Origin of the sequence: Kitasatospora sp. NPDC001261 (assembly GCF_042896795.1) — a bacterium.
In the GTDB taxonomy this organism is placed as follows: domain Bacteria; phylum Actinomycetota; class Actinomycetes; order Streptomycetales; family Streptomycetaceae; genus Kitasatospora.
The window spans coordinates 234,311-252,819 of record NZ_JBIAXP010000003.1 but is presented as its reverse complement, the minus strand read 5'-3'; the positions used below and the strand labels follow the sequence as shown (position 1 = coordinate 252,819).

Here is an 18,509-nt window from a genome sequence, read left to right as displayed (position 1 = left end):
GGACCCGTCGGGGCCGGTCAGGGCCGGTCGCGGCGGGTGGCTCGGCGGCGGGCCGGGGCGGCCCGGGCGCCGGCGGTGTGCCGGGGGACGGCGAGGGTCAGGCAGAGCAGTTCCGCGCCGAGCGGTCCGGCTTCGAGGTGCAGCGTGCGGCCGCGGTGGGCCATCAGCAGGTCCCCCGCGGAGGCCAAGTGGTCGGTCTCGTCGGAGAGTTGACCGACGACGGCGGCTCCGCGCAGCACGTGCAGGACGGTCTCGGTGTCGGGCCGGCCCGCGAGCACGTGGTGCGCGCCGGGGCTCAGCCGCAGGTGGTCGAAGGCCTCGCAGGCGCTGGCGAGCATCGGGCGCCGGGCGAGGGAGCGGATCCGTACCCGCTCGCCGTTCGGGCCGATGACGACCATGGCCGCGCCGGTGTCGGTGGTGACGATCACCTGGGGTCACCTTCTTCGGAGGAGGGCGGGACGGCGAGGACGGCGTGGAAGTACTCCAGTCCGGCCGTGCCGGCGGTCAGCACGGTCCGCGAGCCGAGCGGCAGCACGATCGCGGTGCCCTCGACCAGCGGCAGGCCGGCCTCGGCACGCTCCGGATGGTCCTGGCGGTCCTGGTGGTCCGGCTGGTTCGGCTGGTTCGGGTGCACGGCGCCCTCGGGCAGTTCGGCGAGACCGGAGCCGGCGGTGACGTAGAGCGCGTGCTCGACGCCGTCGGCGGCCACCTCGGTGCGCCGGCCCGGGTCGAGCCGTTGCAGGCCGACGCCGCGCAGCGGTCCGGCGAGCAGGCGGCCGGGGTCGACGGCGCCTCGGCGGCGCAGGTCGGTGATCACGGTGCCCGACATGACGGGCGCTCCTTCCGGTCGCGGGCGGGCGCTGCGGTCCACCTCTGTGATCCACCGTGCGCCGCCCGTTGTCCCGGCCACACGGGGGTGTCGTCCCGTCCGTCTCCCGACCCGATCCCACCCGGGATCCCGGCCCCGTCCCGGCCGGATCCCGCTCCGGTCCCGCCCCGGTCGCGCCAGGGTCCTGCCCTGCTCCCGCCCTGCTCGCACCCTGGTCGCGCCCCCGGTCCGGCCGCGGCTCCCGATCCCGCGCACCGCCCTCCGCGCGCACCCCGGGAGCCCCGTCCGCGACCGCCCCGAGCCGCCCGGAACGACGTACGGTGGAACCGGAGGCCGTGTCATGCACGTCACCGGAACCCACTTCACCCGCTTCGCCGACCGCACCGAGGCGGGCCGTCGGCTGGCCGCCCGGCTCGGCCACCTGACCGGCCCCGACACCGTGATCGTGGCGCTGCCGAGGGGCGGCGTGCCGGTGGCCGCCGAAGTCGCCGCGGCGCTCGGCGCACCGCTGGACATCTGCGTGATCCGCAAGCTCGGCGTGCCGTACCAGCCCGAGCTGGGCATGGGGGCGATCGGCGAGGACGGCGTCCGGGTGCTGAACGAGCAGGTGATCCGGTTCTCCTCGGTCACGGACGGCCAACTGGCCGAGGTGGAACGGCGCGAGCGCACCGAGCTGGCGCGCCGGGCCCGCCGCTACCGGGGTGACCGGCCGCCCGCCGACCTGCGCGGACGGACGGTGGTCGTGGTGGACGACGGCATCGCCACCGGGTCCACCGCCCGGGCGGCCTGCCGGATCGTCCGGGAGCGCGGCGCGGCCCGGGTGGTGCTCGCGGTGCCGGTCGCACCCGCGGACTGGGCCGAGCGTCTCGACGAGGTCGCCGACGAGCTGGTCTGCGTCGACACGCCGTCCCCGTTCTACGCGATCGGCGAGTTCTACGCCGACTTCTCGCAGACCGAGGACGAGGAGGTGCTGCGGCTGCTGGCCGAGGCCGCCCGTGGCGACCCGCCCGGGGCCTCCGCCGGGGTCGACCGGGAGCTGCTGCTGCCCGTCGCCGGGGTCCGCCTCGCGGGCCGGCTGACCGTCCCGGCCGGCGCGCGCGGGGTCGTCGTCTTCGCACACGGCAGCGGCAGCGGCTGGCACAGCCCGCGCAACCGGCACGTCGCCGAGTACCTGAACCGCACCGGGCTGGCCACGCTGCTGTTCGACCTGCTCACCGAGGCCGAGGAGCCCGACCGGCGGAACGTGTTCGACGTGGCGCTGCTGGGCGGCCGGCTGACGGCCGTCGCCCGGCGGCTGGGCCCGGCGGAGGGCGGCCCGGACGCCACCGTGCCCGAGACCCGGGGCCTGCCGCTCGGCCTGTTCGGTGCCAGCACCGGCGCCGCGGCCGCGCTGCACACCGCCGCCGAACTGGGCCCGGCGGTACGCGCCGTGGTCTCCCGGGGCGGCCGCCCGGACCTCGCCGCGCCCGACACCCTGGCCCGGGTCCGCGCCCCGACGCTGCTCGTCGTCGGGTCGCTGGACCCCACCGTGCTCGACCTCAACCGGCGGGCCCGGAGCCGACTGCGCTGCGAGACCGGGCTCGCGGTGGTACCGCACGCGAGCCACCTGTTCGAGGAGCCGGGGACCCTGGACCGGGTCGCCGAGCTGGCCGCGGACTGGTTCCTCCGCCACCTCCCGCGCCCCGTCGGCCCCGGGAGCGCGTGACCGTCCCATTGCGCAGACTTCGTGCTTCACCCCCGGTGAGCAACGCATTTTGCGCAGCTGACAGCGGGAATTTCTGATCAGCTTGTACACATTGAGCAGTCAAAATCCGACCTGTTGCCCAACCACCCCGACAGGAGCAAGCTCTCCGCAACCACACCGCCCACCCGTTCGGTGCGGTCGCGATCCAGCGGAAGCCTCGACGGCGAGGCCCGAAGTGGAGGAACGAGCGATGACCCCGCAGTCCCACGCCCTTGAGTTGACCCCCGAGGAGCGCGAGGCCGGTCTTGACGCCGACCAGCTGCGCCGCCTCGTCGGCCTCGTCGAGCACGACGCCGCCGCCGACCCCTTCCCGGTGACGGCCCAGGACGCGGTCGTCTTCGTGGTCGGCAACGCCACCCAGACGGCGCAGTTCTACCAGGTCGTCTTCGGCATGGAGCTGGTCGCCTACTCCGGCCCGGAGACCGGCCGCCGCGACCGCAAGGCGTACGTGCTCCGCTCCGGCTCCTGCCGCTTCGTGATCAAGGGCGGCGTCCAGCCGGACAGCCCGCTGCTGGACCACCACCGCCGCCACGGCGACGGCGTCGTCGACCTCGCCCTGGAGGTCCCGGACGTCGACAAGTGCATCGAGCACGCCCGCGCGACCGGCGCCACCGTGCTGGAGGAGCCGAACGACGTCTCGGACGAGAACGGCACCGTGCGCCGCGCGGCCATCGCCACCTACGGCGAGACCCGCCACACCCTGATCGACCGCTCCCGCTACCACGGTCCGTACCTGCCGGGCTACGTCGTCGCGGAGAGCCGGGTCACCCACCCGGAGGGCTCGCCCAAGCGCCTCTTCCAGGCCCTCGACCACGCCGTCGGCAACGTCGAACTGGGCCGGATGGACGAGTGGGTGGCGTTCTACAACCGCGTCATGGGCTTCGTGAACATGGCCGAGTTCGTCGGCGACGACATCGCCACCGACTACTCCGCGCTGATGTCCAAGGTCGTCGCCAGCGGCAACCACCGGGTGAAGTTCCCGCTCAACGAGCCGGCCATCGCCAAGAAGAAGTCCCAGATCGACGAGTACCTGGAGTTCTACACCGGCCCCGGCTGCCAGCACATGGCGCTCGCCACCAACGACATCCTCACCACCGTGGACGTGCTGCGGGCGCGCGGCGTGGAGTTCCTCTCCACCCCGGACTCCTACTACGACGACCCGGAGCTGCGCGCACGGATCGGCAAGGTCCGGGTGCCGGTCGAGGAGCTGAAGAAGCGCGGCATCCTGGTCGACCGCGACGAGGACGGCTACCTGCTGCAGATCTTCACCAAGCCGATCGGCGACCGCCCCACCGTCTTCTACGAGTTCATCGAGCGGCACGGTTCGCTCGGCTTCGGCAAGGGCAACTTCAAGGCGCTCTTCGAGTCCATCGAGCGCGAGCAGGACCGACGCGGCAACCTGTGAGCGTCCGAGGGCTCTGACGGGCCCCGACGAGCTCTGTAGAAGCCCGGACGGACCCTGACAAGGGTCTGTCCGGGCCCTGACAGGCTCTGGCAGGCTCTGACGAACGGATCTCTGCCGAACGGTCGAGGAGGACCACGGAGATGGCGTACTACCGGCAGCTGGGAAACATCCCGCCCAAGCGGCACACCCAGCACCGCACCCCCGAAGGCGGGCTGTACTACGAGGAGTTGATGGGCGAGGAGGGGTTCTCCTCGGACTCCTCACTGCTCTACCACCGGGGCATCCCCTCGGCGGTGGTCAACGCGGTGCCGTGGGAGCTGCCGGACCAGTCCACGGTGCCCAACCACCCCCTCCTCCCCCGCCACCTCAAGCTGCACGAGCTGTTCGCGGAGCAGGACTGGAAGTCCGCGGACGTCGTCGGCAGCCGCCGGCTCGTCCTCGGCAACGGCGACGTGCGGATCTCGTACGTCGCCGCCGGGGCCCCGAGCGAGCTCTACCGCAACGGGCTCGGCGACGAGTGCGTGTACGTGGAGTCCGGCTCCGGCACGGTCGAGACGGTGTTCGGCTCGATCGAGGTCGGGCAGGGCGACTACGTGGTCATCCCCCGTGCCACCACCCACCGTTGGGTGCCGGCCGGGGACGAGCCGCTGCGCGCGTACTGCATCGAGGCGAACAGCCACATCACCCCGGTCAAGCGCTACCTGTCCAAGTACGGGCAGCTGCTGGAGCACGCGCCGTACTGCGAGCGGGACTTCCGCGGACCGGTCGGCCCGCTGGTCGTGGACGCTCCCGGGGACGTCGACGTGCTGGTCAAGCACCGCGGCCCGAACGGGATCGCGGGCACCCGCTACACCGTGCCGCACCACCCGTTCGACGTGGTCGGCTGGGACGGCTGCCTGTACCCGTACGCGTTCAACATCAAGGACTTCGAGCCGATCACCGGCCGGATCCACCAGCCGCCGCCGGCCCACCAGGTCTTCGAGGGCAACGGCTTCGTGATCTGCAACTTCGTCCCGCGCAAGGTGGACTACCACCCGCTGGCGATCCCGGTGCCGTACTACCACGCCAACGTGGACAGCGACGAGGTCATGTTCTACTGCGGCGGCGACTACGCGGCCCGCAAGGGCTCCGGCATCGGCCAGGGCTCGATCTCGCTGCACCCGGGCGGGCACACCCACGGGCCGCAGCCGGGGGCGTACGAGCGCAGCATCGGCGCGGAGTTCTTCGACGAGCTGGCCGTCATGGTGGACACCTTCCGCCCGCTGGAGCTCGGCGAGGGCGGCCGGGCCACTGAGGACGCCAACTACGCCTGGACCTGGGCCGGTCGGGGGCCCGGGCGATGAACGCGCTGCCTTCGGGGGGTGTGATCCCCGAGCTGTTCCGCGGACTGTTCGACGACGCGGCGGTGTTCCCGCCCGGGAACCTGCCGGTCGCCGAGGCGGTGCCCGCGCACCGGGCGCACCGTGCGGCCTGGTACGCCGAGGCGGTCGGGCCCTTCCTCTGTGGGGCCGGCCGACTGGGTGAGCTGGCCGCGGCGGTCTCGGCCGGCGCGGTTCCGGGCGCCGCGGGGGCGGACGACTCGGTGGTGGCGGGCGACCGGCCGCTCAAGGTCGGGCTGGTGCTGCCGGGGGGCAGCATCGAGCTCGCCCCGGCGCTCGCCGCCGCCGCACCGTTCGAGCTGGCCGGCGCCGAGCTGGCCACCCGGGACGCCGCCGAGGCGGTGGCCGCGCTGGACCGGCTGCTGCCCCCGGACGTCCCCGCCGCCGTCGAACTCCCGCGCGAACTGCTGCGCGGGGACGGGCTGGACGCCGTCCTGGACGTGCTGGTGGACAGCCCGTACCGGGCGAAGTTCCGCACCGGCGGGCTGGTCGCCGAGGCCTTCCCGAACGAGGACGAACTGGCCGCCTTCCTCACCGGCTGCGCGCAGCGCGGACTGCCGTACAAGTGCACGGCCGGGCTGCACAACGCCGTCCGGCACACCGACCCGGAGACCGGCTTCGAGCACCACGGCTTCCTGAACGTGCTGCTGGCCGCGCAGGAGACCGACCGGGCCGCCGCGGCGGCGGTGCTGGCGGAGCGCGACGGCGAGGTGCTGGCCAAGGCGGCACGAGCACTGACGGACCGTCAGATCGTGGTGATCCGCAACTCGTTCACCGCGTTCGGCACCTGTAGCATCGCCGAGCCCCTGGGTGACCTGGCCGCGCTCGGCCTGCTGTCGTCGCCCAGTCCACTGCACCAGGAGGACCGTTGAGCACCACCCCCAGCAGCTGGCTCGCCAGCGCCCAGGACTCGCCGTTCGGCGTGCACAACCTGCCGTACGGCGTCTTCACCGCCGCCGACCAGCCCGGGCGGCGCCGGATCGGCGTGCGCGTCGGGGACTTCGTGCTGGACGCCGGGGCGGCCGCCCGCGCGGCCGGAGCGCCGTCGGTGCTGCTGGACTCGGACTCGCTCAACCCGCTGATGGCGGCGGGGCGCCCGGTCTGGAGCCGGGTGCGGGCGGACCTCACCACCTGGCTCACCGACGAGTCCTTCCGCGAGGCCCTGTCGCCGGCGCTGCTGCCGGCCGGCGAGGTGGAGCTGCACCTGCCGTTCGAGGTCGCCGACTACGTCGACTTCTACGCCTCCGAGCACCACGCCACCAACCTGGGCCGGATCTTCCGCCCGGGCTCGGAGCCGCTCACCCCCAACTGGAAGCACCTGCCGATCGGTTACCACGGGCGGGCGGGCACGGTCGTGGTCTCCGGCACGCCGGTGGTGCGGCCGTCCGGGCAGCGCAAGGCGCCCGCCGACGCCGCGCCGACCTTCGGGCCGTCCCGCCGGCTCGACATCGAGGCCGAGGTCGGCTTCGTCGTCGGCACGCCGTCGGAGCTGGGCCGGCCGGTCGCGCTGGACGACTTCCGCGAGCACGTGTTCGGCGTCTGCCTGCTCAACGACTGGTCGGCGCGCGACATCCAGGCCTGGGAGTACGTGCCGCTCGGCCCCTTCCTCGGCAAGTCCTTCGCGACCTCCATCTCGCCGTGGATCGTGCCGCTGGACGCCCTGGACCACGCCCGGGTCACGCCGCCGGAGCGCGACGTCGAGCCGCTGGCGTACCTGGACGACCGGGGCGGCGAGCCGTGGGGCCTGGACCTGGCGATGGAGGTCCGGCTGAACGGGCACCAGGTCTCCCGGCCGCCGTTCGCCACCATGTACTGGACGGCACAGCAGCAGCTGACCCACATGACGGTCAACGGCGCCTCGCTGCGCACCGGCGACCTGTTCGCCTCGGGGACGGTCAGCGGGCCGGAGCGGGACACCCGGGGCGCGCTGATCGAGCTGACCTGGAACGGCGAGGAGCCGCTGAAGCTCCCGGACGGGACGACCCGGACGTTCCTCGAGGACGGCGACGAGGTGACCATCACCGCCACGGCGCCCGGGCCGGACGGCGCCGTGATCGGGTTCGGCGAGGTCACCGGGCGCGTGCGGGGCTGAGGGCTCACGACCGACGGATGACGGATGACAGATAACAGCTGACAGATTTCATCATCTGTCAGCTGTCATCTGTTATCTGCCAGCCCACCGCCGGCGGCTCCCGCCTACAGCCGCGAGCCGCCGGTGGCGTCGACCACGCGCCCCGTCATCCACCGCGCGTCGTCCGAGGCGATGAAGGCGACGACGTCCGCGATGTCCTCCGGCGCCCCGACCCGGCCAAGCGCGGCGACCGAGGCCGCCCAGGCCCGCGCCTCCGGATCGCCCAGGAACTCCGCATTGAGGTCGGTGTCGATGACCCCGGGCGCCACGGAGTTGACGGTGATCCCGCGCGGCCCGAGCTGCTGGGCGAGGTTGAGCGAGAAGGTGTCCAGCGCACCCTTGGTGGCGCCGTAGGCCATGATCTCCGGCATGGCGAGCCGGGCCAGGCCGCTGGAGATGTTGATGATCCGGCCGCCGTCACGTAGCCGCTCCAGCCCGTGCTTGACGATGAAGAACGGTGCGCGGACGTTGACCGCGAAGACCTCGTCGAACTCCTCCTCGGTCAGGCCGGCGAGGTCGGAGCTGCGCCCGATCCCGGCGTTGTTCACGATGATGTCGACACCCCCGGCCGGCGCGTACTCGCCTATCCGCGCGTCGAAGGCCTCCCACAGCGCGACGGCGTCGCCGTGCCGCCCGAGCGCGGCGGGCAGCGCGAAGGCCCGCCCGCCGTCCGCCCGGATGCCCGCCACCACCTCCTCCGCCGCCACCGCATCGCGGGCGTAGCCGACGGCGACGGTGGCGCCGTCCCGCCCGAGCCGGCGGGCGATGGCCCGGCCGATCCCCCTACTGCCCCCCGTGACCAGCGCCGTCTTGCCCTGAAGCCTGTCCGCGCCCATGTCCGAGCCCCCTCCTGCTTGTACTCAACGCATTTCTTGAGCGATCGCTCAAAAAATACGCTAGCACACACTTCTTGAGTGAGTGCTCTAAAATTCAGCGCATGACAGAGGCGCACGCGGCGACAACGGCATCCCCGGACGGGCCCACCGGCCCGCCGCGCACTCCCCGTCGCGGACGCCCGCCGGCCTTCGACCGCGCCGAGGCCCTGGCCGCGGCCACCCGGCTGTTCTGGCAGCACGGCTACGAGGCCACCTCCGTCACCGACCTCACCACCGCCATGGGCATCCGCCCCGGCAGCCTGTACGCGGCCTTCAGCGACAAGCGGTCGCTGTTCGAGGAGGTGGTCCGCCAGTACGGCCACTCCCCCGCCGGCGAGTTCGCGGCCGTCGCGCTGGCAGAGGAGCCCACCGCGTACGGCGCCTTCGCCCGCATCCTGCGCGAGGCCGCCGCCGTCTACGCCGACCCGTCGCATCCGGCCGGCTGCCTGGTGATCTCCGCCGCCACCAATGTGACCCAGCAGGACGCCGTCATCCAGGACCAGCTGCGCGAGCGACGCAACGGGAACCTGCGCACCTTCGAGGAGCGGCTGCGCCGGGCACAGCAGGACGGCGAACTGCCGCCGGAGGCCGACCCGAAGGGGCTGGCCGGCTACTTCGGTGCGGTCCTCCAGGGCATGTCCCAGCAGGCCCGCGACGGCGCCACCCCCGCCGACCTGGCCCGCACCGCCGAACTCGCCCTGCGCGCCTGGCCGTAGCGCCTCCCGCGCACCGCGGAGCGCCCCTGGAGCGCCCGTCGGAAACATGATCGCCGGGCGAGTGATCACAACGGGCGCCCGCCCCGGTACGGTGGACGGCGGGAATCGGCATCGCCGACGACATCACCGAGGAACGGGAGCGGGCCCGATGAGCGCAGAGGTGGCGGAGGTCCAGGCGTTCCTGGACGGCGGCGTCGGACGGCTCGTGCTGAACCGCCCCCGGGCGCTCAACTCGCTGACCCACGGCATGGTCGCCGCCCTGCGCGCCACCCTGGACGGCTGGGCCGCGGACGACCGGATACGCGCCGTCGTGCTGACCGGCGCGGGCGAGCGCGGCCTGTGCGCGGGCGGCGACATCCGCGCGATGCACGACGACGCCAAGGCGGGCGGGGCCGGCACCCGTGCGTTCTTCCGCGACGAGTACCGGCTGAACGCGCTGATCGCCCGCTACCCGAAGCCGTACGTCGCGGTCATGGACGGCATCACGATGGGCGGCGGCGTCGGCGTGTCCGCCCACGGCGCGGTGCGGATCGTCACCGAGCGGTCCACCGTCGCGATGCCCGAGACCCGGATCGGGATCGCCCCGGACATCGGCGGCAGTCGGCTGCTCGCCCACGCCCCGGGCGAGTTGGGCACCCACCTCGGGCTCAGCGCGGCCTCGATGGGCCCGGGCGACGCCCTGCTGTGCGGGTTCGCGGACCACTTCGTGCCCTCGCGGCGCATCCCGGACCTGCTCGACGCCCTGGGCCGGAGCACCGCCACGGCGCCCGGCACCACCACCGCCGGCACCACCGCCGTCGCCTCCGCCGTCGCGACCATCGTCGCCGCGCACGCCGAGCCCGCGCCGCCCGCCGCACTGGCCGCCCAGCGCCCCTGGATCGACGCCTGCTACGCGGCCGACACGGTCGAGGAGATCGTCGACCGGCTGCTGAACTCCGGTGTCCCGGAGGCGAAGGAGGCCGCCGAGGCCGTCCTGGCGAACTCCCCCACCGCCGTGAAGACCACCCTGGCCGCGCTGCGCCGCGCCCGTACGCTCCCCTCGCTGGAGGCCGTGCTCGACCAGGAGTACCGGATCTCCTGCGCCGCGCTGGAGGGCCACGACATGGTCGAGGGCGTCCGCGCGCAGGTGATCGACAAGGACCGCAACCCCCGGTGGAAGCCCGGCACGCTCGCCGAGGTGACGGAGGCGGACGTCGCCCGCTTCCTCGCCCCGCGCGTGGGCGACGAACTGGGCCTGGCCTGAGCCCCACCCCCTCCCCGCCCCCTTCCCCCGCCCCACCTCCACCGGCACACCTGGAGCCCGCCATGAACCACCCGGTCCCGCCGCCGACTCCGGCCGGGGGCACCGACCCGCTGTCCCGGGTGCCGCTGGGCGAGCAGGTGCGCGGGCTGCTGCTGGAGGGCCTGCTGAACGGCCGCTGGCAGCCCGGGGACCGGATCGTCGAGCGGCGCCTGGCCGCCGAGTTGAACGTCAGCCAGGCGCCGGTCCGCGAGGCGCTGCGCGCGCTCCAGACCCTCGGGCTGCTCGACGCCGAGCCCAACCGGGGCGTGCGGGTGCGCGAGATCGGACCGGCCGAGCTGCGCGAGGTCTACCAGGTGCGGGCCGCGCTGGAGCGGCTGGCCGCCGAGTCGGCGGTGGTCCGGCTGGCCGGGGACACCACCGCGCTGGAGCGGCACGCCGAGCGGATGGCGGCGGCCGCTGCGGCGGGCGACGCCCTCGGCCAGGCCCGGCACGGGGTGGCCTTCCACCGCGAGATCGTCGCCGCCTCCGGAAACGGGACGCTGCTGCGGGCCTGGGAGGGCCTCGGGGTCGAGGTGTGGACGGTGCTGTCGCTGCACCGGGTCCGGCCGGAGCTGCACGAGAACGCCACCGACCACCGGCCGCTGATCGAGGCCTTCCGGCGGCAGGACCCGGCGGTCGGCCGGCTGCTGGCCGAGCACGTCCTGGAGTACGCCCGGCACTCCGACTGAGCCGCTCGGGCCGGGGTTGCCCTTCCGCATAAAGTTCGCATAGAGATGATCGATCATCTCTCAAACTACCCACCAGTAGCGGTTGACGGGCCACCCGATCACTCTCTACCGTCCAAATAGTTCCATGAAGAGAAATGCTATTCCGCATCCTGGAATAAGCACCCTGAAGCGCACCGGTAAAGGGGAACCACCCGTGTCCCAGCTCGACCAGCTTCCCGACCACGACCCCGAGGAGATCGCGGAGTGGCGCGCGTCCCTCGACGCCGCCCGCGACTTCGGCGGACCGAACCGCGCCGCCCACCTGCTGCGCCGCCTCGTCGAGCACGCCGAGCTGCAGCGGCTCGACGTCCCTCCGCTGCTGGACACCCCGTACGTCAACACCATCCCCACCGCCGCCGAACCGGAGTTCCCCGGCGACGAGGAGATGGAGCGCCGGATCACCGCCTGGAACCGCTGGAACGCCGCCGCCATGGTGACCAGGGGCAACCACCGCGGCGGCCTGGGCGGGCACATGGCCACCTACGCCTCCGCCGCCTGGCTGTACGAGGTCGGCTTCCAGCACTTCTTCCGCGGCAAGGAGGCCGACGGCTCCGGCGACCAGCTGTACGTGCAGGGCCACGCCGCCCCGGGCGTCTACGCCCGCGCGTTCCTGGAGGGCCGGGTCTCCGAGGCCCAGCTGGACCGCTTCCGCCAGGAGGCCGGCGGCGACGGCCTGCCCTCCTACCCGCACCCGCGCCGGCTGCCCTGGTTCTGGGAGTTCCCGACCGTCTCGATGGGCCTCGGGCCGCTCTCGGCGATCCACCAGGCCCGGTTCAACCGCTACCTGACCGCGCGCGGGATCAAGGACACCTCCGGCTCGCACGTGTGGGCCTTCCTCGGCGACGGCGAGATGGACGAGCCCGAGTCCACCGCCGCGCTCGCGCTGGCCGCCCGGGAGGGCCTGGACAACCTCACCTTCGTCGTCAACTGCAACCTGCAGCGCCTGGACGGGCCGGTGCGCGGCAACGGCAAGATCGTGCAGGAGCTGGAACGCCGCTTCCGCGCGGCCGGCTGGAACGTGGTCAAGTCGTTGTGGGGCGAGGCCTGGGACGAGCTGCTGGCCCGCGACACCACGGGCGCACTGGTCCGCCGGCTCGGCGAGGTGCCGGACGGGCAGTTCCAGACCTACGCCGCCTCGGACGCCGGGTACGTCCGCGAGCACCTCTTCCACAGCTCGCCCGAACTGCGGGCGCTCGCCGACACCGTGGACGACCGGCGGCTGATCGAGACGGTCGCCACCTCCCGGGGCGGCCACGAGCCGCGCAAGGTGTACGCGGCCTACCGCGCGGCGCTGGAACACCGGGGCGCGCCCACCGTGGTGCTGGTGCAGACCGTCAAGGGCTGGACGCTCGGCCCCGGCTTCGAGTCCCGCAACGCCAACCATCAGATGAAGAAGCTCTCCGGAGCCGAGTTCCGGGCCATGCGCGACCTGCTCGAACTCCCCATTCCGGACGCCGCGTTGAACGACCCGCTGCCCCCGTACGCGCACCCCGGCCCGGACTCGCCGGAGGCCCGCTACCTGCGCGAGCGCCGCGCCGCACTGGGCGGGCCGGCGCCCGCCCGCCGGGTGCGCTTCACCCCGCTGCCCACCCCGCCCGCGAAGCCCTTCGAGACGCTGTTCAAGGGCTCCGGCAGCCAGGAGATCGCCACCACCATGGCCTTCGTCCGGCTGGTCAAGGACCTGCTGCGGGACAAGGCGACCGGCCACCGCTGGGTGCCGATCGTCCCGGACGAGGCGCGCACCTTCGGCATGGAGTCGCTCTTCCCGACCGCCGGGATCTACTCCCCGCTCGGGCAGACCTACGACCCGGTCGACCGCGACCAGCTGCTCCACTACAAGGAGTCGGCGACCGGCCAGATCCTCAACGAGGGCATCACCGAAGCCGGTTCGATGGCCTCGCTGACCGCCGCCGCGACCTCGTACGCGACCCACGGCGAGCCGGTCGTCCCGTTCTACATCTTCTACTCGATGTTCGGCTGGCAGCGCACCGCCGACCAGATGTGGGCGATGGCCGACCAGTTGGGCCGCGGCTTCCTGATCGGCGCCACCGCCGGCCGCACCACCATGACCGGCGAGGGCCTCCAACACGCCGACGGCCACTCCCAGTTGATCGCCTCCACCAACCCGGCCGCGCTCTCCTACGACCCGGCGTTCGGCTGCGAGGTGGCCGTGATCATCCGCGAGGGCCTGCGCCGGATGTACGGCGGCAGCGAGCAACACCCCCACGGCGAGGACGTGTTCTACTACCTCACCGTCTACAACGAGCCGCTGGTGCAGCCCGCGCTCCCGGACGGCGAGGAGGTCGTGGACGGCATCCTGCGAGGCCTCTACCGCTACCGCACGGCGGACGCCGCCGCGTCGTCCGCCACCCCGGCCGTCGACCTGCCCGCCGACCCGCCGCGGCTCCAACTGCTCGCCTCCGGCACCGCCGTGCAGTGGGCCCTGACGGCGCAGCGGCTGCTCGGCGAGGAGTGGGGCGTGGCGGCCGACGTCTGGTCCGCACCCTCCTGGACGGAGCTGCGCCGCGAGGCGCTGGACTGCGACGCGGCCAACCTGGCGCAGGCCGCGGCCGGTACCGGCGCGGCGGCCCGCGTCCCGTACGTGACCAGGGCGCTGGCCGGGGCGCCCGGGCCGGTGCTGGCGGTCAGCGACTGGATGCGCGCGGTGCCGGACCAGATCCGCCCGTGGGTGGAGCAGGACTGGACCTCGCTGGGCACCGACGGCTTCGGGCTCTCGGACAGCCGGGCGGCGGCGCGGCGGCACTTCGGGGTGGACGCCGAGTCGGTGACGGTCGCGGCGCTGGCCGCGCTGGCCCGCCGGGGCGAGGTGAAGGCGGAGACCGTACGGCAGGCGGCGGAGCGCTACGGCGTCCGCTTCTGACCGGCCCGGCGTCCGTCCGGCCGTCACTCCGTCCAGCCGCCGCCTCCGTCCGACCGCCCCGCCGCCGCCTCCGTCGCCTGGTGACCGGCGTCTCGCATACCAAGACTGGCGCGAGGCGGGGCACGTCGTAGATCGTTGGGTGGTCAGGGCGCGCCCACGGGCGCCGAGCAGCGGAAATGGGAGTCGACGGCGATGACCGAGACCGAGACCTACGAGACGATCCTGGTCGAGCGCAAGGGCCGGGTGGGGCTGATCACGCTCAACCGGCCCAAGGCGCTCAACGCGCTGAACACCCAGCTGATGAACGAGGTGGTCGCCGCCGCGACCGCCTTCGACCGGGACCCGGAGATCGGCTGTCTGGTGATCACCGGCTCGGAGAAGGCCTTCGCGGCCGGCGCCGACATCAAGGAGATGCAGGGCAACCGGTTCCCGGACGTCTACCTGGACGACTGGCTGGGCCCGTGGGACCGGCTCGGCGCCCTGCGCAAGCCGGTGATCGCGGCCGTGGCCGGGTTCGCGCTGGGCGGCGGCTGCGAGCTGGCCATGCTGTGCGACGTCCTGCTGGCGGCGGACACCGCGAAGTTCGGGCAGCCGGAGATCAAGCTCGGCGTCATCCCGGGCATCGGCGGCTCGCAGCGGCTGACCCGGGCGGTCGGCAAGGCGAAGGCCATGGAGCTGTGCCTGACCGGTCGGATGATGGGCGCCGAGGAGGCCGAGCGGGCCGGACTGGTCTCCCGGATCGTCCCCGCCGACCAGCTGCTGTCCGAGGCGCTGGCCACCGCCGAGACGATCGCGGCGATGTCCGCCCCGGCCGCGATCATGATGAAGGAGAGCGTCAACCGCGCCTTCGAGACGACGCTCGCCGAGGGCGTCCGCTTCGAGCGCCGGCTCTTCCACGCGGCCTTCGCCACGGCGGACCAGAAGGAGGGCATGACGGCCTTCGCCGAGAAGCGCCCGCCGGAGTTCCAGAACCGCTGACGGCCGAGGACGGCTGACAACTGACGGCCGACGGATAACAGCTGACAGATTTCAGATTTCAGATGTTGAAATCTGAAATCTGTCAGCTGAACCCTGTCCGAGGACAGCCCCGCTCAGCCCTGCTCCTCCACCGCCACCGTGTTCAGCCGAGCGAGCCCGCTGCGGGTGGCGGCGACCACGATCTGGTCGCCCGGGGCCAGCCGCCGGGTGCGGTCGGGGAAGTTCCACTGCAGCTGTCCGCCGTGGGCGAAGCGCACCGCGATCACCCGGACGCCGCCCGGGTCCTCCAGGTCGTGCCGGTTCAGCCCGATCAGCCCGCTGCCGTCCTCCACCGTCAGCTCGGCGATCAGCAGCACGTGCCGGAGCACCGACAGCGTCCCGCGCACCTCGCGCCCCATCAGCGCCGCCGCGAAGGCGGGCGCGGCCAGGTAGGACACCGACCGGGAGGCCGCGTTGTCCAGCGTCTTGTAGAAGTGACTCGCGAAGTCGTCCTCGAACAGCCGCACCACCACCCGGACCTCGGGATTCCCGTGGCGCGCCTCCAGGGCCGCCTCCAGGTTGGTGGCGTCGTCCCCGCTGACCGCGACCAGCGCCCTGCTGTGCTTCAGCCGGGCCCGGCGCAGCTGCTGTTCGAACGGGCCGTCGCCCATCACCACCGGGATCCCCAGTGCCCGTACGGCGGCGATGCCGCGCGCCTGCGGGTCCCGCTCCATGCAGACCACCGGCACGCCCATGGTGTGCAGCTGGGTCGCGACCCGGGTGCCGACGTTGCCGAGGCCGACGACGATCACGTGGTCCCGGGTGCCCGCCCCGGGGTTGCGCGGCTGCCCGCGCCGCCCGGAGCCCAGCACCTCGACCGCGATCGCGGTGGCGACCGGCGCGAAGGTGATCCCGCAGATGGTGATCACCACCTGCGCGACCCGCTGCCAGAACCCGCCGGTGCCCGCCCCCGTCCCGGCGGCGACGTCGGAGAGCTGGTCCGGCTGGGCGGCGCCGGCCAGGTCGAGCAGCGCGATGTAGACGGTCCAGCCGAAGTTCCGGTTGAGGTACCAGAGCACGCCGAAGGCCAGCAGCACCGCCGCGAGGGCGGTGAGCAGCACCAGGCGCATCCGGGCGCTGGTGAAGAAGCGCATGGTGTCGAGCAGCCGCCAGCGCAGCCGTCTCATCCAGTCGATCGGTTCCCGGGGCTCGATCCGCAGCACCTGGAGCGCCGCCCGGCCGCCCGGCTCCCCGTCCCGGGCGGGGCCGGGCGAAGGCTCCGGACCGGCCGGCGGCATCGGCCCGGCCGAAGGCTCCGGTTCGGCCGGCGGCGCTGGTTCGGCCGACGGCGCCGGTTCGGGCCGTACGCCACCGGGGCGGATCGGCCCCTGGTCGCCGAACTCGGCGGCGAGCCGGACGAATTCGGCCGAGTCGCCCTGCTGCTCGGGCAGCAGCCGGATCCTGCCGAGGTCCTGCCGGTCGATCTGGTCGGCGACCACGCAGATCCGGTCGGAGGTGATGTCGTCGTCGAACGCGATGTGCAGGTAACGCCCTTCGATCTCCACCGAGTTGGGCCGCCCGAGCGCCGCGGAGGCGAAGGCCGGGGCGGCGGTGGCGGAGCCGGAGAGCGCGGCACCGTTCCTGAGCAGCCGTTCGATGTTCTCGCCGAGCCGCTGGTTGAACATCCGGAACACGATGCGGATGTCCGGGTTGTGGTTCTGCGCGCTGAGCGCGGCGTGGATGTTCTCCTGGTCGCTCCCCTCGACCAGGGCGAGGCCGCGCGCGGTGCCGATGGACACCGCGCGCAGCGCCTCCTCGGTGACGCTGGTGTACTCCACGACCGCCGCCACGCCGGAGAGTTGCTCGATCTGCGGCGCGTGGTCGCGGGTCCGGTCGGCGACCAGGACGACGACCGGCACCTCGTAGTGCTCGACGAGTTCCAGGACCAGTCGGTGTGCCAGCGCGTTGCCCCCGCAGACGATGTAGTGCTGGCTGATCGGCTCGACCGGAGGGGTCCCCCACCCTTCAGAAGTCATACCGACGGATGGTATCGACGGCAAGTGTCCGGAGGGTGACGTTCCGGCGACCGCGGCGAATCCCCCGAACGGCCGTATCCGACGCGCGGTACGGCCGTGGCGCGGAGAGGCTGGGGTTCGTTCCCTGCCCGTCAGCCGGCCGCCCCGGCGTCAGCCCCGAGGAGTACGCCACCGTGGCCCCTCCGATCATCACCCCCGACGGCACCCCGGTCCAGGGTCCGCTCGGACTGCTCGCCAAGGCCGCCTGGCAGGTCCTGCTGGTCGCCGGACTCGCCTCGCTCGCCCTCGGGATCGTGGTCTTCGCCTGGCCCCGGGAGACGCTCCTGGTGGTGGGCGTGCTGTTCGGCCTCTACCTGCTGGTGATCGGCATCGTGCAGCTGATCGCCGCGTTCGGCACCCACTCCACCACCGCGCTGCGGGTGCTGGCCTTCATCAGCGGCGCGATCTGCGTGCTGCTGGGACTGCTCTGCTTCCGCAGTGCGGTGCAGTCGCTGCTGCTGCTCGCGCTCTGGATCGGGATCGGCTGGCTGTTCCGCGGCATCACCCAGCTCGCCGCCGCGATCTCCGACCCGATGATGCCCGCCCGGGGCTGGCAGGCCTTCGCGGGCGTGGCCAACACCCTGGCCGGTGTGCTGCTGATGGTGTGGCCGGTCGGGTCGATCACCGCGCTGGCCGTACTGTCCGGGTGCTGGCTGGTGATCCTGGGCCTGGTCGAGATCGTGACGGCGCTCCAGGTCCGCAGCCGGGCCAAGCAGATCCCGTCCGGGGTCTGACAACAGCCGTCCGGTACACCGAGGCCGCGTCCCGCCGGGGCGCGGCCTCGGCGCTGGGCGGAACGGCTCACGGACGCGGAGCGGCTCACGGGCACGGAACGGCTCACGGACGCGGGGCGTAGCCGATCCGGAAGGTCGCGGCCTCCAGCCGTTCCGGGTCGAGCCGGACGTCGGTCAGCCGCTCGGCGAGCGCGAACGCGGCCTCGCCGCACAGGTCGTACGCCTCCGCCTCCAGCTCGAAGCCGCAGGCGGTCAGCAGCTCGGGGATGCCGGGCGCCTCGGCGTCCGTGCCGTCCCGCTGGTCGGGGAAGAGCGGCTCGAAGTGCAGCCGCTGGATGCCGTGCTCCCACCAGTGGAAGTGGTCGGCCCCCAGGGCGTTGCGGTAGTGCGAGACCAGCCGGGTGCCCTCGGCGAGCCGGAGGATCTCCTTCTCCAGGATGCCGAGGTAGCCGAAGGGCTCCACCGCGAGTGCCCAGCCGTCGAGTTCGGTGACGGCGACGAGCAGCCGGTCCTCGGCGGGGTCGAACAGCTCCCTGGCCTCGGCGTCGGCCCCGTTCGTGTAGGAGCTCCAGCGGGCCACCACCTCCTCCAGCCCGACGGCACCCGTCCCCGGCAGGGCGTTGAAGCGGCGCAGCAGTTCACCGGCCTCGAGCCCCTGCACCTGGGTGAGGCAGCAGGCCTCACCCAGGACGGGGTAGCGCCGGGTGAACCAGGTGTAGTCCATGGCGTGTGCGGTCATGACGGCGATGCTGCCAGACGCCTCGGACAGCGCC

16 protein-coding genes are annotated in these 18,509 nt (G+C 73.2%); 11 read left to right on the top strand and 5 right to left on the bottom strand.

Going from position 1 to position 18,509, the window contains the following annotated elements; all coding sequences use genetic code 11:
• Positions 1-17: 17 nt before the first annotated feature.
• Positions 18-428, bottom strand: coding sequence for a hypothetical protein (locus ACFY4B_RS06085; protein ID WP_387966655.1), 411 nt, complete (start codon positions 426-428; stop codon positions 18-20).
• Positions 425-829 carry a hypothetical protein gene (locus tag ACFY4B_RS06080; RefSeq protein WP_117490834.1) on the bottom strand — a complete coding sequence of 135 codons (405 nt, stop codon included), beginning with the start codon at positions 827-829 and terminating at the stop codon, positions 425-427. The genes ACFY4B_RS06085 and ACFY4B_RS06080 overlap by 4 nt, the downstream gene beginning before the upstream one ends.
• Before the next feature lie 340 nt (positions 830-1,169).
• Between ACFY4B_RS06080 and ACFY4B_RS06075 the strand changes: the two genes are divergently transcribed.
• From ACFY4B_RS06075 to fahA, 5 genes are all read left to right on the top strand, one after another.
• Entirely contained in the window at positions 1,170-2,534 is a 1,365-nt protein-coding gene (locus tag ACFY4B_RS06075; protein WP_387966654.1) for a phosphoribosyltransferase family protein, read from the top strand.
• A 229-nt stretch (positions 2,535-2,763) separates the two neighbouring features.
• A complete protein-coding gene (hppD, locus tag ACFY4B_RS06070) occupies positions 2,764-3,978 on the top strand; it encodes a 4-hydroxyphenylpyruvate dioxygenase (RefSeq protein WP_049659944.1) in 1,215 nt (404 codons plus the stop codon).
• A 140-nt stretch (positions 3,979-4,118) separates the two neighbouring features.
• On the top strand, positions 4,119-5,321 hold the full coding sequence (locus ACFY4B_RS06065) for a homogentisate 1,2-dioxygenase (RefSeq protein ID WP_387966653.1): 1,203 nt from the start codon (positions 4,119-4,121) through the stop codon (positions 5,319-5,321).
• The gene (locus ACFY4B_RS06060) at positions 5,318-6,229 is read left to right on the top strand and encodes a hypothetical protein (protein ID WP_387966652.1); all 912 of its coding nucleotides are present in this window, start codon (positions 5,318-5,320) and stop codon (positions 6,227-6,229) included. Before ACFY4B_RS06065 ends, ACFY4B_RS06060 begins: the two co-directional genes overlap by 4 nt.
• Positions 6,226-7,449 carry a fumarylacetoacetase gene (gene fahA, locus ACFY4B_RS06055; RefSeq protein ID WP_387966651.1) on the top strand — a complete coding sequence of 408 codons (1,224 nt, stop codon included), beginning with the start codon at positions 6,226-6,228 and terminating at the stop codon, positions 7,447-7,449. Before ACFY4B_RS06060 ends, fahA begins: the two co-directional genes overlap by 4 nt.
• 104 nt (positions 7,450-7,553) lie before the next feature.
• On the opposite strand, the gene ACFY4B_RS06050 is transcribed toward fahA, so the two are convergent.
• Complete coding sequence (locus ACFY4B_RS06050) at positions 7,554-8,324, bottom strand: SDR family oxidoreductase (RefSeq protein ID WP_387966650.1); 771 nt, start codon at positions 8,322-8,324, stop codon at positions 7,554-7,556.
• Between the two features lie 101 nt (positions 8,325-8,425).
• Between ACFY4B_RS06050 and ACFY4B_RS06045 the strand changes: the two genes are divergently transcribed.
• From ACFY4B_RS06045 to ACFY4B_RS06025, 5 genes are all read left to right on the top strand, one after another.
• Positions 8,426-9,079, top strand: a complete 654-nt coding sequence (locus ACFY4B_RS06045; protein WP_387966649.1) for a TetR/AcrR family transcriptional regulator — start codon at positions 8,426-8,428, stop codon at positions 9,077-9,079.
• Between the two features lie 148 nt (positions 9,080-9,227).
• Entirely contained in the window at positions 9,228-10,322 is a 1,095-nt protein-coding gene (locus ACFY4B_RS06040) for an enoyl-CoA hydratase/isomerase family protein (RefSeq protein ID WP_387966648.1), read from the top strand.
• A 62-nt stretch (positions 10,323-10,384) separates the two neighbouring features.
• Positions 10,385-11,050: a GntR family transcriptional regulator gene (locus ACFY4B_RS06035; RefSeq protein ID WP_387966647.1), complete on the top strand. Its 666-nt coding sequence runs from the start codon at positions 10,385-10,387 to the stop codon at positions 11,048-11,050.
• Positions 11,051-11,243: 193 nt separating this feature from the next.
• On the top strand, positions 11,244-13,970 hold the full coding sequence (gene aceE, locus ACFY4B_RS06030; RefSeq protein ID WP_387966646.1) for a pyruvate dehydrogenase (acetyl-transferring), homodimeric type: 2,727 nt from the start codon (positions 11,244-11,246) through the stop codon (positions 13,968-13,970).
• A gap of 192 nt (positions 13,971-14,162) precedes the next feature.
• Entirely contained in the window at positions 14,163-14,948 is a 786-nt protein-coding gene (locus ACFY4B_RS06025) for an enoyl-CoA hydratase (RefSeq protein ID WP_074004199.1), read from the top strand.
• Between the two features lie 113 nt (positions 14,949-15,061).
• Here ACFY4B_RS06025 and ACFY4B_RS06020 read toward each other — a convergent pair whose 3' ends face one another.
• A complete protein-coding gene (locus tag ACFY4B_RS06020; RefSeq protein ID WP_387966645.1) occupies positions 15,062-16,963 on the bottom strand; it encodes an NAD-binding protein in 1,902 nt (633 codons plus the stop codon).
• Positions 16,964-17,136: 173 nt separating this feature from the next.
• Here ACFY4B_RS06020 and ACFY4B_RS06015 point away from each other — a divergent pair, with 173 nt between their 5' ends.
• A complete protein-coding gene (locus ACFY4B_RS06015; protein WP_049652737.1) occupies positions 17,137-17,736 on the top strand; it encodes an HdeD family acid-resistance protein in 600 nt (199 codons plus the stop codon).
• Between the two features lie 103 nt (positions 17,737-17,839).
• Here ACFY4B_RS06015 and ACFY4B_RS06010 read toward each other — a convergent pair whose 3' ends face one another.
• The gene (locus ACFY4B_RS06010) at positions 17,840-18,475 is read right to left on the bottom strand and encodes a DUF6461 domain-containing protein (RefSeq protein ID WP_387966644.1); all 636 of its coding nucleotides are present in this window, start codon (positions 18,473-18,475) and stop codon (positions 17,840-17,842) included.
• Between the last annotated feature and the right edge of the window lie 34 nt (positions 18,476-18,509).